Raw genomic sequence first — 15,754 nt, 5'->3', positions numbered from 1 at the left:
CATGCATCGCCGTCGTAGTCGTAGCCTTGTTCAGACACTGTCAAAACATTCCGTACCCGCCACCGCCCGGTTTGTCACGTCTGACGCGAGATGTCACCCAGCGTTTCTGCTACTTTGACGCGCAGTAACGGTCCGTCTGGCAGGCCAACGGCGTACACTACCGGGATTTGTCCCCGGTTGCTAAATCCGCTCGGGTACCGGATTGCCGGCCTCCCGCACGGCCCGCCGCACGGGCACCCTGGCGAGCAGCGCGAAGCCCAGGACGAAGAAGGCGATCAGCGACAGGATCGCGGCACGGTAGCTGCCGGTCAGCTGGTACGTCAGTCCGAACAGCAGCGGACCCACCCAGGCCAGACCGCGGTCGCTCATCTCGTACGCCGAGAAGTACCCCGCCTCCTTGCCGCGCGGCACCAGGTGGGAGAAGAGCGAGCGGGACAGCGCCTGCGTGCCGCCGAGCACCAGACCGATCCCCGCGGCCAGCACGAAGAACCACACGGGCGCGCCCGCGGGCAGGAAGTAGCCGGCCGTCAGGGTCGCCGTCCAGGCCACCAGTGACCCCAGGATGGTGCGCTTGGCGCCGTACGCGCGGGCCAGCCGCCCCATCGTCAGGGCGCCGCCCACCGCCAGCACCTGCACCAGCAGCACCGCAGTGATCAGCGTGGACTGCCCGAGGCCCAGCTCTTCGGAGCCGTAGACGGAGGCCTGGGAGATGACGGTCTGGATGCCGTCGCTGTAGATCAGGTACGCCAGCAGGAAGGCAAACGTCAGCGGGCGGTGACGCATGTCACGCAAGGTGGTCGCCAGTTGCCGCCAGCCGCCTTCGGCGGTGCCCGCGTCCGGAGCCGCGCTGCCGGGTGCCGAAGGTGCGCCGGCGCGGGCGTCGCGCAGCCGGGCGAGCGGCACCAAGGTGAACGCCCCCCACCACAACCCCGCCGTCGCCAGGCAGATCCGCACCGCCACGCCCTCCGAGACGCCGAACCGGGCGTGTGCCGTGAACAGCCCGAGATCCAGCAGCAGCACCAGCGCCCCCGACGCGTAGCCGAAGGCCCAGCCGCGCGAGGAGACCGCGTCGCGCTCCTCCGGTGTGGCGATCTGCGGCAGGTAGGAGTTGTACAGGGCCATCGACACGGCGAGCGAGGCGTTGGCGACGATCAACAGCGCACCGCCGAGCAGGTAGCGGTCGCCGTCGAGGAAGAACATGCCGGCGGTCGCGCACGCGCCCAGGTACGCGGCAGCCCCCAGCAGCGGTTTCTTGCGCCCGGTGCGGTCGGCCGCGGAGCCCGTGAGCGGCATCGTCACGATGGCCAGCACGACGGAGGCGGAGATGCAGTAGGCGAAGAAGGAACCGGCCCGCACGGAGAGGCCCAGCGGGTGCACGTAACCGTCCTGGTCGGCCGCCGCCTTCGCCACCTCGGTCAGGTACGGCCCCAGGAACACCGTCACCACGCTGGTCGAGTAGACGGAGCAGGCGAAGTCGTAGAAGTACCAGCCGCGCTGCTGCCGCCGGCGCGCCGCGCGCTCCTGCCCATCGCCGTCCGGCGCCACCGCTGCCGACGCCGTCCCGCCCCGCCTGCTGCCGCCCGGCGTAGTGCCGGCGTGCTGTGCGGTGCTGACCTGTGCCGTGCCGTCGCCTCGCGCCGTGCCGGTCGCTTCGGCGGCCGGTACGGGCCGCAGGGAGTCGTCGCCCACCCGCGCCTCGCCTTCCCTGACCTCGTGGGGCGAGCGCGTACGGCCCGGAACGCCTGCCCCGTCCTCCGCGCCTGGTGCCCCCGTGCGTGCGCCGCCCCGGGCGGCCGGGCGTCAGGCCCAGTCGCCCCGCTCTTCGAGGACCGCACGCAGCGTGTCTGTGTGGTCGGTCATGATGCCATCCACGCCGAGGTCCAACAGCCGGTGCATCTGCCCGGGGTCGTCGATGGTCCACACATGGACGTGGAGGCCCTGTGCGTGGGCGGTACGCACGAAGCGGTGGTCGACCACCCGCACCCCGGACTGCTCCACGGGTACCTGGGCGGCCACCGCGGAGCGGCGCAGCCCGGCGCGCAGCCCCCAGGAGCGCAGCCGTAGCCCGAGCACGCCGCGGGTGCCCAGCGAGGTGGCGAGCTTGGGGCCCGCCAGGCGTTGCGCCCGGACCACCCTGGCCTCCGAGAACGAGCCCACGCACACCCGGTCCCAGGCGCCGGTGCGGCCGATCAGCTCGATCAGCGGCAGCAGCGCGGGTTCGGCCTTCACGTCGATGTTCCAGCGCACCTCGGGAAACGCGGCCAGCAGCTCCTCGAACAGCGGTACCGGCTCGCGCTCCGCCACGCGCGCCCGGCGCACCTCGCTCCACGGCAGCTCGGCGATGCGCCCGGCACCGTCGGTGACCCGGTCCAGCGTTGCGTCGTGGAACGCCACCAGGACGCCGTCGGCAGTGGCGTGCACGTCGGTCTCGATGTAGCGGTAGCCCGTGTCGACCGCGCGCTCAAAGGCGGCCATGGTGTTCTCCAGGCCGCCGGCGGCGCCGCCGCGGTGGGCGAAGGGGATCGGTCCCGGGTGGTCCAGGAACGGATGGCGGGGATGGGTGCTCACGATCGCAGTATCGCGCTTTCCGGTGACCCTTTGGCCACGACCGTGCTGCCGGAGGATGCCGGCCGGACGGCGAAGAGACGGAGGAACGGCTGCACGAGCGGGCCGATGGCCAGCGCGTACAACAGCGTTCCGACGCCGATCGTGCCGCCGAGCAGGAAACCGCCCGCCACCACGGCCACCTCGATGGCGGTGCGCACCAGGCGGATCGAGCGGCCGGTGCGCCGGTGCAGTCCCGTCATCAGCCCGTCGCGCGGCCCTGGGCCGAAGTCCGCGGCGATGTAGAGCCCGGTCGCCACGCCGTTCAGCACGATCGCGGCGACCATCAGCGCGATCCGGACGGCCAGCGGGTGCGGCGTGGGCACCAGTGCGAGCGTGGCGTCGATCGCCAGGCCGACCACGAACACGTTGGACACGGTGCCCAGGCCGGGACGCTGCCGCAGCGGGATCCACAGCAGCAGGATCACGATCCCCACCAGGATCGACATCGTCCCGATCGGGATTCCGGTCAGCTTGGCGAGCCCCTGGTGCAGCACGCCCCACGGTTCGAGACCCAGGCCGGCCGCCACGAGCAGGCCGGAGCTGACGCCGTACAGCGTCAGACCGACGTACAGCTGCACGAGGCGCCGGGCCAGGCGCACCCCGCGGACGGTATGTAGGGCCCGAGCGGCCCGGGAGGACGGGACCTGCCCGGGTGCCGGCGGTTCGGTGGCGGACGGTTCGGCGGCGGGCGGTGGCGCGGCGCGAGCCGGGGCGGCGTCCGACCCGGGCGGCTCGGCGCGGTCGGTGGGGTCGGCGCGGACGCCGGGGGCGGCGGGGTCGGTCAAGCCGGTCGTGCTGGTCGTGCTGGTCGAGCTGGGTGGGTCGGTCGGGTCGGCCGGGGTGAGGGAGCCGGTCGACGCGATTGGCTGGGGGGTTTCCGGTATATGGGACAAGAGTGGACCTCCGTTGGTGTCAGTGGACCGGTTCGTGTCACTCTGTGGCGTGAGAAATGGAACGCTCCAGGGCCAATTCGAGGAAGGTGGACTGGTTCGGATGGCAGGGTGGACTTCGGCGGTGGGGGTGGCGCACCTCGCCCGGCTGCTCACCTCCCAGCAGCCCCGGCCCGCGGGCCCCGGCACCCGCAAACCGCCCGCGTACCGTGCGCTGGCGGACGGCATCCGGGTGCTGGTGCTCGAAGGCCGCATCCCCGTGGCCGCTCGGCTGCCTGCCGAGCGCGAGCTGGCCATTGCGCTCTCCGTCAGCCGCACCACCGTCGCCGCCGCGTACGAGGCGCTGCGCACCGAGGGGTTCCTGGAGTCCCGCAGGGGCGCGGGCAGCTGGACCGCGGTGCCGGCCGGCAATCCGCTGCCCGCCCGCGGTCTGGAGCCGCTGCCGCCCGAAGCGCTCGGTTCCATGATCGACCTGGGGTGTGCCTCCCTTCCCGCACCCGAGCCCTGGCTCACCCGTGCCGTCCAGGGCGCCCTGGAGGAGTTGCCACCGTACGCACACACCCACGGCGACTACCCCGCCGGCCTGCCCGCGCTGCGCGCACTGCTCGCCGAGCGCTACACCGCGCGGGGCGTGCCCACGATGCCGGAACAGATCATGGTCACCACCGGAGGCATGGGGGCGACCGACGCGATCTGCCATCTCTTCGCCGGCCGCGGCGAGCGCATCGCCGTGGAGTCCCCGAGCTATGCCAACATCCTCCAGCTGATGCGCGAGTCGGGCGCCCGGCTGGTGCCGGTCGCCATGGCGGAGGGCCTGACCGGATGGGACCTGGAGCGGTGGCGGCAGGTGCTGCGGGACGCGGCGCCCCGGCTGGCGTACGTGGTGGCCGACTTCCACAACCCCACCGGTGCCCTGGCCGACGAGGACCAGCGGCGCCGCATGGTCGACGCGGTGCGCTCAGCGGGCACGGTGCTCGTCGTGGACGAGACCATGAGCGAGCTGTGCCTCGACCCGGACCTCACCCTGCCCCGCCCGGTCTGCAGCTTCGACCCCGCGGGTTCGACGGTGATCACGTTCGGCTCGGCGAGCAAGGCGTTCTGGGCCGGTCTACGCATCGGCTGGGTGCGTGCGGCGCCCGACGTCATCCGCAGTCTGGTCGCCGCACGCGCCTACGCGGACCTGGGCACCCCCGTGCTCGAGCAGCTCGCGGTGAACTGGCTGCTGAGCACCGACGGCTGGCAGTCCGCCGTGGCGGCCCGGCGCACCCAGGCCACCGAGAACCGCGATGCCCTCGTCTCCGCCCTGCGCCGGGAGCTGCCCGACTGGGAGTTCGAGGTGCCCTCCGGCGGCCTCACGCTGTGGGTGCGCACCGGCGGCCTGTCCGGATCCCGGATCGCCGAGGCGGGCGAGCAGGTCGGCGTGCGGGTGCCGTCCGGTCCGCGCTTCGGGGTCGACGGGGCCTTCGAGGGCTACGTACGCCTGCCGTTCACGGTCTCGGGGGCGGTGGCCGATGAGGCGGTGGCCCGACTGGTCGCCGCAACTCGGCTGGTGGCCGAAGGCGTCAGCGGTCCCTCCCAGCTGCCCAGGACGTTCGTGGCGTGACAGCGGCGGGCCGGGCCCGCGTGCGCCGGGCGCGGTACGCCTTCTGAACGGACGTTCAGGGGGAGCGCCGGACCGGATGACCGGTGAACCCGGTCCCTAGGCCGACACGTTCGGCTGAGACCCCGCCGGCGTGCCGGAACGACCGCGCTCCGGCTCGGCAGCCGGGTCGCCCACCCGTTTCGACAGCAGCGTCGGCGCCGCCGCCCGGTCGGCCGTGCCGGCTGCCTCGTCCGACGGGTCGGGGGCGGCCGGCACCTGCAAGCGCAGCACCGGTCCCGAGCCCAGCCGTGCGTACCCGCGTCCCGGCGGGACGTGCGCCGTGGGCGTGGTGTGCGGCGGTGCCCCGAGCACCGCCTCCAGCCGGTCGAGCGGGGCCGCGCCCAGCACCACACGGGCGCGCGCGTAGCGCCACACGGCCTCGTCCAGGCCGTCCAGCGCGTCGACGTGCTCGGCGACCACGACCGTCACCCCTGCCGCGCTCCCCAACCGCAGCAGGGTCCGGAGCAGTTCCTGCGGGTCCTGGCGTCCCTCGGCGGCGGCCAGGTCGGCGAGCAGGGCCGGCCGGTCCACCAGCAGCCAGAGCGGACGGGCGGTGTCCTCCGGCGGGCGGTGTCCCGCCTGGCGCGCGCGGTCCGCGGTGACCAACCGGCGCCGGGTCTCGTGCGCCGCCCACTCCAGAGCGGCCAGTGCGCCGGTCAGCCCGCTCTCCACGGCGAGCACGCCGGCACGCCCTTTCAGACCGGCGTGCTCGCCGGTGCCGCTGCCGTCCACGATCAGCACGTCGCCGTGGTCCAGGGCCTGGCGGGCGAGGGTGCGCAGCAGGGTGGAGGTGCCGCTGCCAGGGCGGCCGGCGGCCAGCAGGTGCGGCTCCGTGCAGCGCGGTCCGGTGCGCCACACCACGGCCGGCAGGTCCGGTGGCTCGGCGTCGTCCACCACGGGCAGCGTCCACGGCACATCGGCGGGATCCGTGAAGCCGAGGACGGTCTCGCCCGGCGCGGGGCGATACTGCCGGGCCGCGATGTCGGTGGGCAGCGGCGACAGTGCGGTGACCGTCAGCTCGCCGGCCTCCTCGTCCCAGTCGAAGCGGTACTCCCGGCCCCGGCCCGACTTGGCGGCCACCACCCGCTCGACACGGGCCCGCGCATCGGCGTCGTCGTCCGCGAAATACGCCGGGTAGCGCAGGACCAGCCGGCACAGCCGTCCGTCGGCGTCGCGCGCGTGACAGGCGAAGGCGCCCTGCCACGCGCCCCCGTGCGCATACAGCGGGTCGGGGTCGTCCGGCACGTGGAAGCACGGGACCAGCGCCTCGTAGAGCGCACCCAGCCGGCGCTCCCCGGCCTCGTCGAGGGCCGGCGGTACCTCACGCGGCAGACCGCGCCCCTGCCAGAGGGCCACGGCCGCCAGCGTCACCAGTGCGAGCGGCACCCCGTAGGGAAGCAGGGCGACGGTCAGCACCACGGAGCCCACGAAGAACACCAGCGCCCCGCGCCGCTCGCGAGGCGTGTCCGACCAGCCGCGCCGGGCGGAGGCGGCGAGCCGGCGCAGTCCGCGGGCGAGCATGCGCAGCGGTGCCGGCAGCAGGGGAACCGGCACCACGGGCGCCAGGACCGCCGCGGAGCCGGTGGGCTCCCGGCGCCGGATGATCGGTGCGGCGCCGGAGCGCAGGACAAGGGGAAGGGGGCGCCGGGCCACGTCGTACTCCTGAGTCGTCCTCATGAGCGGGACGCCGGTGGGAGGGGGGCGTCCCGGGGTCGTCGGGCAGGGTCGTGGAAGTCGTCGGGGCGGGGGAGAGGGGGCGCCAGGTGATGTGGCGCGGTCAGAACTTGATGCCGCCGATCAGGCCGGCGAGGCTCTCGCCCCCGGCGTGGATGCTCGGTGCGAGGGCCGTGCCCGCCAGGTAGAAGCCGAAGAGCGAGCAGACCGCCGCGTGGGAGAACTTCAGGCCGTCCTTGCGGAAGAAAAGGAAGATGATGATGCCGAGCAGCACCACGCCGGAGATGGTGAGGATCATGCGCGTCTCCTGTCGAGGACGGTCACGGTGAGTCCCGGATTCCTCACAGCATGTATCCGTGCGACAAAAGGTGCAACTGAGTGAAAATAGATCACTTCCCCCCGGCTCGACGGGGTGTCGCCCGCCACGACGCCCGCGCCGGGGCGGTCGAAGGCGAGGCGGACTGCGCCACGGTGATCCTTGCCGGAACGGGACCCCGGGTGTGGTTCCCACGGGCAGTACGCTGGCGATTCACTCGTATGGTGCCCGGCCGTACGTGGTCGCGCCCGTGGGCGCGGCCCGGCGCCCCTGGTCCCTGCCCGTGGCCGTCCCCGTGGCCGTCCCCCTCGAAAGGCCCTCCCCTCATGAGTGAAGCCCCGGACCCCGAGGTCGTGGAGCTCGCCACCAAGATCTTCGACCTCGCCCGTCAGGGTGAGACCGACGCGCTCGCCGCCTACGTCGACGCGGGTGTCCCGGCGAACCTCACCAACGACCGCGGCGACTCCTTGGTCATGCTCGCCGCCTACCACGGCCACGCCGGGACCGTCCGTGCCCTGCTGGACCGCGGTGCCGCAGCCGACCGCGCCAACGACCGGGGCCAGACCCCGCTCGCCGGCGCCGTCTTCAAGGGTGAGGAGGCGGTGATCCGGGTGCTGCTCGACGCCGGCGCCGACCCCGCGGCGGGCACCCCCTCGGCCCGCGACACCGCCCGGATGTTCGGCAAGACGGACGTGCTCCGGCTGTTCGGCGACGCGTGAGCGGTGCCGCGCGCCCGGGGCGCCGGTGCGCGGCCCGCCGCGGGTCGCGACGGCGGGCCGGGAGGGCAGCCGGGCGAAATGTGGTCGCGGGGGACAGAACCCCTGGGCCATCATGACGTCGTGATTCACGGACGCGACGGCGGGGCAGATGTAGCCGCACCGCGCGGCCCTCCCCGGGGAGGGACCCCCAGTGGCCCGCGGGTCGACCGATGAGAGGCAGAGGACGATGGTCTACAGCAAGCTACGGACGACAGGTGTCCCGACGAGTTGTCGCGCCGCCAGGTAGTGCACGAGTCCGGCCCTGTCGACGCTTGATGTGAGGCTGTTTCCCATGTTCGAACCGGTCATAGCGCCCAGCGGTACGCTGCTCGGCCTGTTGCAGCGCGGCCGCGGCGACGGCACGCTGCACGCGCTCACCGCGCCCCGCGCCGAAGCACTGGCGGCCCTGGACCACTGCGTCCTGAACGATCCCCGCCGCGACTGGCAGGTGGAGAACCGCTCCCTGTACTACGCCCGTCTCTATCTCGACCTGGACGGCGCCCTTGACGAGATCGAGCGGCACCTGTTCGATCCCGAGGATCTCCTGGAGGACGAGACCCGCACCGGCCTCGCGCTCTCCGTCCTCGGCCACCTCGCCTCCTACGGCCGGCAGGACGCCGTGCTGCTGCTGCGCCGCTACGCCGCCACGGGCAGCAACTGGACCTGGGCCCTGGACGAGCTCGCCCTGCGCGACGACGACGCGGGGCTGCGGGCGCTCGCCGTCCCCGTCCTGGCCCGCTTCCCGGCGGGCACCGAAGGAGACACCGCGCTCGCCACCGCCCTACGGGACGCCTTCGAGCCCCGGCCCTGGCGGTTGTGGGCCGACGACCCCCGACCGGGCGTCGGCGACCGGGTGCGCGCGGCGCAGGAAAACGCCTCCTTCGACCGCTGGCAGCGGCAGCTGAGCTCATCCGGGCCGCGCCCCGAGTGGAACGTCCAAGCGGTCCTCGACTGGGCCGAGCAGGGCGCGCAGCGTGGCACCCCGCTCTACGGGCCGGCCGCCCGGTGCCTGGTCGCGGTCGCCCAACCCGCGGACCGTCCGCTGCTCGTCGAGGCCGCCCGCAGCGGCCCGGACGGCGCCCGCTGCACCGCACTGCGCTATCTGGCCGGCGCACACGATCCGCAGGCACTCGACCTCATCGAGGCCGCCGCGCAGGACTCCTCACCCGTCGTCGTCGAGGCCGCCCTGTCCGCTTTCGAACGGATGCGCAGTGTCGCCGCCGTCGAGCGCGCCCGCCGCTGGGCCCAGCGGCCCGATGCCCTCGGCGCCGCGGCCGGCCGCGTACTCGCCTGCCGGGGCGCGGTCCGCGACCGTGACCTGGTGCTGGACGCGCTGCGCGAGGCGGTACGCGGCGACGGGCCCGACGCGGACACGCTCTGCCCGCTCGTCGACGGCGCGGGACGCCTCGGCCTGCGCTGTGCGGCACCGGTCCTCCGGCACGTCTACCGCGAGACCTCCTCGTCCCATCTGCGCGGCCGCACCGCGCGTGCGCTCGCCGCGACGGACCCGTCGTTCGCCGCCGGGTTCGCGGTCGAGTGCCTCTGGGACTGCGAGGAGTCCACCCGCGAGCTCGCCGCCCGGTACGCGGAGACCGGTGACGCCCGTGTGGCGGAGCGGCTCAGGCGACTGGCCAGCGATCCCGCAGAGGTGGACGACGTGCAGGTCGCGGTGCGCAGCAGGATCACCCCCGACGCCCCCTCTGCCTGAGAGCGGTGCCGGCGCCCGAGGTCCGGCCGACGTCCCGCTCTGTCCGAGATCGCAACGGTTTCGGCCACCCCTGACAGGTCAACGCTCATGGGACGTTCCTCGCCAGGAAAGATCCACTTTGGCGTGGCCACGTCCGGTGCGACGACAACACGAGTATGCGTGTCGTCATCGTCAGTGAATCCTTTCCCCCCGACGTCAACGGCGTGGCCCACTGCGCCCAGCAGACCGCCCGTCACCTGACCGCGCGCGGACATCAGCCGCTCGTCGTCGCGCCCGCCACCGCCGCCGGTCCCGCTGCCGACGCCGCGGCGCCCTGCCCCGTGGTGCGCGTCCCGTCCCTTCCGCTGCCCGGATACGCGCAGGTCCGGGTGGCCCTGCCGAGCCGCCGGGTGGCCGCTGCGCTCACCGCGCACCGGGCCGACATCGTCCACCTGGCCAGCCCCTTCGTCCTCGGGGTGCGCGGCATGGCCGCCGCCGAACGCCTCGGGATACCCGCCGTCGCCGTCTACCAGACCGACCTCGCCGGCTACGCCCGCACCTACGTGGGCGGGGGCGAAGCGGCCGCCTGGCGCCGGCTGCGCGGGGTGCACTGCGCGGCCGACCGCACCCTCGCGCCGTCCACGGCGGCCCAGCGCGACCTGGCGGACCACGGGGTGCCACGGGTGCGCCTGTGGGGCCGCGGCGTGGACACCACACGGTTCCGGCCGGCGCTGCGCGACGACGCGCTGCGCCGTGACCTCGCCCCGGGCGGCGAGGTCATCGTCGGCTACGTCGGCCGGCTGGCCCCGGAGAAGCGGGTCGAACTCCTCGCCGGCGCCTGCCGCCTGCCCGGTGTGCGGGTCGTCGTGGTCGGCGACGGACCCAGCGAGGACGCGCTGCGCAAGGCGCTGCCCGGGGCCGTCTTCCTCGGCCGCCGCACCGGCGACGACCTCGCCCGTGTCTTCGCCTCGCTGGACGTCTTCGTGCACACCGGGCCGTTCGAGACGTTCTGCCAGACCGTGGAGGAGGCCATGGCGAGCGGGTTGCCCGTGGTGGCCCCCGCCGCCGGCGGCCCGCTCGACCTGGTCGACCACGGGCGCACCGGGCTGCTGGTGCCACCGGAGGACCGGGCCGCCGTGCGTCGCGCCGTCGTGCGGCTTGCCGTCGACGCCCCGCTGCGCGCCGCCTTCGGCGCCGCCGGCCGCGCCACCGTCGAGGACCGTACCTGGGCGGTGGTCGGGGACGAACTCATCGAGCACTACACCGAGGTGCTGGCGCACCGCGCGGCGGTGGCGGCATGAACGGCGCGTGCCGGACGTCCGGGGCGGCGGACGGGCCACTGCGCATCGTGCGGCTGGCGAACTTCGTCGCGCCCGCCTCCGGCGGCCTGCGCACGGCCCTGCGCGAACTGGGCGCCGGATACCGGGCCGCCGGGCACGACCCGGTGCTGATCGTGCCCGGTGCGCGGGCCGACCGCCGGCAGACCGACCAGGGCACCGTCATCACCCTGCCGGGACCCTTGCTGCCCGGCACTGGCGGCTACCGCGTCCTGATCGACCGCCGGCGTCTGACCCGGCTCCTGGAACGGCTCGCCCCGGACCGCCTGGAGGTCTCCGACCGCACCACCCTGCGCTGGACCGGCGCATGGGCACGCCGCGCCCGCGTCCCGGCCGTGATGGTCTCCCATGAGACGGCGCACGGCGTGCTGCGCGCCTGGGGCGTGCCGGAGGCCGCCGCGTGCCGCGCCGCCGACGCGCTCAACGCCCGTACCGCCTGGGCGTACACCCGTGTCGTGTGCACCACCGAGTGGGCCGAGCGGGAGTTCGTCCGCATCGGCGCCCGCAACGTCGTACGGGCGCCGCTCGGGGTCGATCTGGCCGCCCGGCACCCCCGGCTCGCCGATCCGGGGCTGCGGGAGCGGTACGCCCGGCCGGGCGAGCTGCTGCTGGCGGTCTGCTCCCGGCTCTCCGTGGAGAAGCGGCCCGGCACGGCCCTGGACGCCCTCGATCGGCTGCTGGCACGCGGCATCGCGGTGCGCCTGGTCGTCGCGGGGGACGGCCCCCTCCGGCGCCGGCTCGAACAGCATGCCCGGCAGCGGCGGTTGCCGGTCACCTTCCTCGGGCACGTCGCCGACCGCGGGCTGCTCGGAGCGCTCCAGGCCACCGCCGACGTCTGCCTCGCGCCGGGCCCCGCGGAGACCTTCGGCCTCGCCGCGCTGGAGGCACTGGCCTGCGGCACCCCGGTCGTCGTGAGCGCCTCGTCCGCGTTGCCGCAGATCATCGGTGCGGCGGGCGCCGCGGCGGCGGATACCGGTGAGGCCTTCGCCGACGGCGTCCTCGACGTGCTCGAGCGTCCGGAACGGGATCGACGGCAGGCGGCCCGGGCCCGTGCCGAGTGTTTCGGTTGGGACGCCGCTGTGGCCGCTTTCCTGCGCGCCCACGACGCGCCCGTACGTGTGGGGGCAGGGACAGGGACAGGGACAGAGGCAGGGGCAGGGGCAGCCGCGTCCGTGGCGGCGGAGGAGCCGGCACCGTCGCGGGACCTGGGTCCCGAACCGGGCAAGGTGCCGGGCGGGCCGCGGGAAGTGCGCCTTGCGCCGGGCGCCTTGCGGGTGGCGCCGGGCGCTCTGCGGGGCGCACCGGGTGGCCGCGCGCCGCTGCGTGGCGCCGAGGCGCCTGGCGAGGACCATGCCGGGGTGCCCGCTGGGGTGCCGGCCGACGTGGCGGTTTCCGGCCATGCGCGTGCCCCCTTCCGGGCCTCGGACGACGCGCGCCCGCACGACGCCGAGCAGCCTGCCGGGGGCGTGGCGGCCGTCCACGATGCGCCCTCCGCCGGCGATGGACCCGCTTTTCCGGATGCGCTCTCCGCGACCGGCGCGGCGCGGGACGGTGCGGGATGAGGCGCCTGCGGTTCGTGGCGCTCGGTGACTCGCTCACCGAGGGGGTGGGCGACCCGATCGGCGACGGTTGGCGCGGCTGGGCCGCCCTGCTCGCCGCCGGTCTCGGCCCCGCGGGATCCGTCGACTTCCACAACCTCGCGGTCAGCGGGGCACGCACCTGCGACGTGCTGCACCGGCAGACGCCGCGCGCACTGGACCTGCGGCCCGACCTCGTCACCGTCGTCGTCGGCGTTCAACGACACCCTGCGGTGCAGCTACGACATCCACGCCGTCGCCGCCGGGCTGAACCGGGTGTACGCGACGTTCGCGGCGCAGGGCACCGCACTGCTCACCGCCTGCCTGCCCGACCCCGGGGCCATGCTGCGGCTGCCGGGCCTGCTGGCCCACCCGCTCGCCCGGCGCCAGCGGTCGGTCAACGCCGTCGTACACGCCCTGTCCGAGCGGTACGACGCGCTCCATGTGCACCTCACGGAGCGTCAGTGGCTCGCCGACCGGGCGATGTGGAGCGCGGACCGGCTCCATCCGGGCGAGCGCGGCCACCGTCTGCTGGCGGTCCGCGTCCACCGGCTGCTCGCCGACGCGGGCCTGGCCGCCGGGGCGCCACCGGCCGGCGAGCCCGAACTGCCGCCCCCGTCGCGGGGCACGAAGGTGCGCTGGCTGGCCACCGAGGGAACGGCGTGGGTGCTGCGCCGGTCCACCGACCTGTTGCCCCAACTGCTCGTCCTGGCCGGCCGGGAAGCGGCGCACCGGGCGTGCGGCACGAGTGCACGGTTGGACGCACAGGCCGCCGTCGCGACGGCGGAGGCCCTCGCGACGGCGGGGGCGGCCTCGCCCGCGGCGCCGCCCACCGGGACTCCGGTGGCCGCCCTGCCGCTCGCGTCGGCGGCCGCGGTGGCTGCCCTTGGTGTCGGGGCCGCCCCGGGCCTCACCCCGCCCGGTAGCGCTCGTCGCGGACGTCGGTGATGAACATCCGGCCCGGTGCGTGGGTGAGGGCGAACGGGGGGCGGGACGCCATCAGCACCGCCTGCGGGGTGACCCCGCAGGCCCAGAACATCGGGACGTCCCCCGGCTCCGCCACCACGGCGTCGCCGAAGTCGGGCCGCGCCAGGTCCTTGATGCCGATCCTGGACGGGTCGCCGAAGTGCACCGGGCCGCCGTGTACCGCAGGCATCCGCGTGGTCTCCGCGACCGCGGTGGACAGCCGGTTGTGCGGCACCGGCCGCATGGACACCACCATGGGGCCGGCCAGTCGCCCCGCCGGTCGGCACCAGCGGTCGGTGACGTACATCGGGACGTTGCGGCCCTGTTCGACATGGCGCAGCGGCACGCCCGCCGCGGACAGCGCCCATTCGAAGGTGAAGCTGCATCCGATGAGGAACGAGACGAGGTCGTCGCGCCAGTACGGGAGCACGTCCCGGGGCTCTTCGACGAGTTCGCCGTCGCGCCAGACCCGGTAGCCGGGCAGATCGGTGCGCAGGTCCGCGTCGGGTGCGAGCCGGGTGGTGGGGGAGCCGGGCGCCGTGATGTCGAGCACCGGGCACGGCTTGGGGTTGCGGTCGCAGAACAGCCGCATCTCCTCCGCCCAGTCGGCCGGCACGCTGATCAGGTTGGCCTGGGTGTGTCCCGGGGCCCAACCGGCCGTCGGTGCGGTTCCGCCGGACCGGAACCATGCCCGGGCGGCCCGTGCGTCCCTCTCGGGTCCCTCTTTGCGCCCCTCTTGGCGTCCTTCCTTGCGCCCCTCTCCGTGCGTCCGGTCCTGCCCGGCCTCCGGAGGCGTCGTGGCCGGCGCGCTGCCGGGCAGGGCGCCGGCCACCAGGACGGGGGACTCGACGGCAGCGTTCGGCAGGTCGCTGGCCGGAGCGGCGCCGGCCGTGCGGTGCTCGGGCAGCAGGGTCACGACAGCACCTTCCCGCGCGTCTCGGGCAGCCCGAACAGCGCCACGACCGCCAGTGCGTACCCCAGCGCGCCGAACACCAGCGCTCCGCCCACGCCCCAGCTGCCCGCCAGGAACCCGACGAGGGTGGGGAAGACGGCGCCCACCGCACGGCCGGCGTTGTACGTGAAGCCCTGCCCGGTGCCGCGTACCGCGGTCGGGTACAGCTCGCTCAGGTACGAACCGAAGCCGCTGAAGATCGCCGACATGCAGAAGCCCAACGGGAAACCCAGCACCAGGAGAGCGGTGTTCGCGCCGGACGGGATGTTGGTGTACGCCACGATGGCGAGCGCGGACAGGATCGCGAAGATCATGATGTTCCGCTTGCGGCCCAGCCGGTCCGTCAGATAGCCGCCGGTCACGTAGCCGATGAAGGCGCCCGAGATCTGGAACGTGAGGTAGCCGCCGGTGTTGACGACGGAGAGCCCGCGTTCCTCCTTGAGGTAGGTGGGCACCCAGGTGGCCAGGGTGTAGTAGCCGCCCTGGACCCCGGTGGACAGCAGCGCGGCGAAGAACGTGGTGCGCAGCAGGCCGGGTTCGCCGTCCGCGGTGCGCGGCGTGAAGATCTCCACGAAGGTCGCCATGGGGGAGCCGCTGGACCCGCTGGCCTCGCCGGCCCCGCTGGGCGCGCGCCGTTCCGCCGCCTTCGGCGCGTCGGTGACCTGCCAGCGCAGGTAGATCACCAGGAGCGCGGGAAGGGCGCCGGTCCAGAACATCACCCGCCAGGCCATGGCCTCGGACAGGAACTGGAAGACCAGCGTGTAGACGATCACCGCGAGCCCCCAGCCGACCGCCCAGGAGCTCTGGATGGCACCGAGCGTCCGGCCGCGGTGCCGCGCTGAGGCGTACTCGGCGACCAGCACGGCGCCGACCGCCCACTCGCCGCCGAAACCGAATCCCTGCACCACGCGGAACGCCAGCAGCGCCTGGTAGCTGGGCGCGAAGCCGCAGGCCACCGTGCCGATGGCATAGATGATGATGGTCATCAGCAGGGCGTTGACCCGGCCGAACCGGTCGGCCAGCACGCCCGCGACGGCGCCGCCCAACCCCGAGACGACCAGGGTGACGGTCGTGATCAGTCCGGTCTGGCCGCTGTCCAGGTCGAAGTAGGCCGCGATCGCGACCATGCTCAGCGGCAGCGTGTAGTAATCGTAGGAATCCAGGGCGTATCCACCGAAGGCGCCCGCGAACGCCTGGCGTCCCCGTGGCCCGAGGGCCCGCAGCCAGCCGAACGCGCCGTCGTCGCCGGCGCGTTCGTCCGGGCTGCTTGCCGTGTCGGGCGCCGTGGGCGGTGGAGTGGGAGTTGTGCTCATGGGCACCTCGCAAGGGATGAGGAGGGTGCGTATGG

General features: G+C 74.3%; 11 protein-coding genes and 2 pseudogenes. 6 read left to right on the top strand and 7 right to left on the bottom strand.

All coding sequences use genetic code 11. The features are described from left to right. Nucleotides 1-180: 180 nt before the first annotated feature. The 3 genes from NQO67_RS34095 to yczE all read right to left on the bottom strand — a co-directional run bounded on the left by NQO67_RS34095 (nucleotide 181) and on the right by yczE (nucleotide 3,206). Nucleotides 181-1,545 carry an MFS transporter gene (locus NQO67_RS34095; RefSeq protein ID WP_255954390.1) on the bottom strand — a complete coding sequence of 455 codons (1,365 nt, stop codon included), beginning with the start codon at nucleotides 1,543-1,545 and terminating at the stop codon, nucleotides 181-183. A 255-nt stretch (nucleotides 1,546-1,800) separates the two neighbouring features. Then, on the bottom strand, nucleotides 1,801-2,568 hold the full coding sequence (locus tag NQO67_RS34090; protein WP_255954261.1) for a glycerophosphodiester phosphodiesterase family protein: 768 nt from the start codon (nucleotides 2,566-2,568) through the stop codon (nucleotides 1,801-1,803). Further along, nucleotides 2,565-3,206, bottom strand: coding sequence for a membrane protein YczE (gene yczE, locus NQO67_RS34085; protein WP_255954389.1), 642 nt, complete (start codon nucleotides 3,204-3,206; stop codon nucleotides 2,565-2,567). The genes NQO67_RS34090 and yczE overlap by 4 nt, the downstream gene beginning before the upstream one ends. A 394-nt stretch (nucleotides 3,207-3,600) precedes the next feature. On the opposite strand from yczE, the gene NQO67_RS34080 reads away from it, so the two are divergent. Next, on the top strand, nucleotides 3,601-5,100 hold the full coding sequence (locus NQO67_RS34080) for an SCO1417 family PLP biosynthesis transcription factor (RefSeq protein WP_255954260.1): 1,500 nt from the start codon (nucleotides 3,601-3,603) through the stop codon (nucleotides 5,098-5,100). A gap of 96 nt (nucleotides 5,101-5,196) precedes the next feature. Here the strand turns inward: NQO67_RS34080 and NQO67_RS34075 are convergent, their stop codons facing one another. Next, nucleotides 5,197-6,816, bottom strand: a complete 1,620-nt coding sequence (locus NQO67_RS34075) for an ATP-binding protein (protein WP_305126618.1) — start codon at nucleotides 6,814-6,816, stop codon at nucleotides 5,197-5,199. A gap of 100 nt (nucleotides 6,817-6,916) precedes the next feature. Continuing rightward, nucleotides 6,917-7,111 (bottom strand): hypothetical protein, encoded by a 195-nt coding sequence (locus NQO67_RS34070; RefSeq protein WP_255954259.1) that lies wholly within the window; start codon nucleotides 7,109-7,111, stop codon nucleotides 6,917-6,919. Nucleotides 7,112-7,455: 344 nt separating this feature from the next. Between NQO67_RS34070 and NQO67_RS34065 the strand changes: the two genes are divergently transcribed. The 5 genes and pseudogenes from NQO67_RS34065 to NQO67_RS34045 all read left to right on the top strand — a co-directional run bounded on the left by NQO67_RS34065 (nucleotide 7,456) and on the right by NQO67_RS34045 (nucleotide 13,436). Next, nucleotides 7,456-7,848, top strand: coding sequence for an ankyrin repeat domain-containing protein (locus NQO67_RS34065; protein WP_255954258.1), 393 nt, complete (start codon nucleotides 7,456-7,458; stop codon nucleotides 7,846-7,848). A 331-nt stretch (nucleotides 7,849-8,179) separates the two neighbouring features. Continuing rightward, nucleotides 8,180-9,595 carry a HEAT repeat domain-containing protein gene (locus NQO67_RS34060; protein WP_255954257.1) on the top strand — a complete coding sequence of 472 codons (1,416 nt, stop codon included), beginning with the start codon at nucleotides 8,180-8,182 and terminating at the stop codon, nucleotides 9,593-9,595. Between the two features lie 155 nt (nucleotides 9,596-9,750). Further along, complete coding sequence (locus tag NQO67_RS34055) at nucleotides 9,751-10,875, top strand: glycosyltransferase family 4 protein (RefSeq protein ID WP_255954256.1); 1,125 nt, start codon at nucleotides 9,751-9,753, stop codon at nucleotides 10,873-10,875. Beyond that, nucleotides 10,872-12,029 (top strand): annotated as a pseudogene (locus tag NQO67_RS34050) (glycosyltransferase); the annotation flags it as partial. The gene NQO67_RS34055 and the pseudogene NQO67_RS34050, both read left to right, overlap by 4 nt. 440 nt (nucleotides 12,030-12,469) lie before the next feature. Next, nucleotides 12,470-13,436 (top strand): annotated as a pseudogene (locus NQO67_RS34045) (SGNH/GDSL hydrolase family protein). On the opposite strand, the gene NQO67_RS34040 reads toward NQO67_RS34045, so the two are convergent. Both NQO67_RS34040 and NQO67_RS34035 read right to left on the bottom strand, forming a co-directional pair. Continuing rightward, on the bottom strand, nucleotides 13,399-14,370 hold the full coding sequence (locus tag NQO67_RS34040) for a putative hydro-lyase (protein ID WP_374119226.1): 972 nt from the start codon (nucleotides 14,368-14,370) through the stop codon (nucleotides 13,399-13,401). The pseudogene NQO67_RS34045 and the gene NQO67_RS34040 sit on opposite strands and share 38 nt — an antisense overlap. Further along, nucleotides 14,367-15,719, bottom strand: a complete 1,353-nt coding sequence (locus tag NQO67_RS34035; protein ID WP_255954255.1) for an MFS transporter — start codon at nucleotides 15,717-15,719, stop codon at nucleotides 14,367-14,369. Before NQO67_RS34035 ends, NQO67_RS34040 begins: the two co-directional genes overlap by 4 nt. Nucleotides 15,720-15,754 lie beyond the last annotated feature (35 nt).

The sequence above is a fragment of the Streptomyces odontomachi genome, from assembly GCF_024435355.1.
Taxonomy (GTDB): domain Bacteria; phylum Actinomycetota; class Actinomycetes; order Streptomycetales; family Streptomycetaceae; genus Streptomyces; species Streptomyces odontomachi.
The sequence above is the reverse complement of the archived record's forward strand: the minus strand, read 5'-3'. Positions and strand labels throughout refer to the sequence as shown.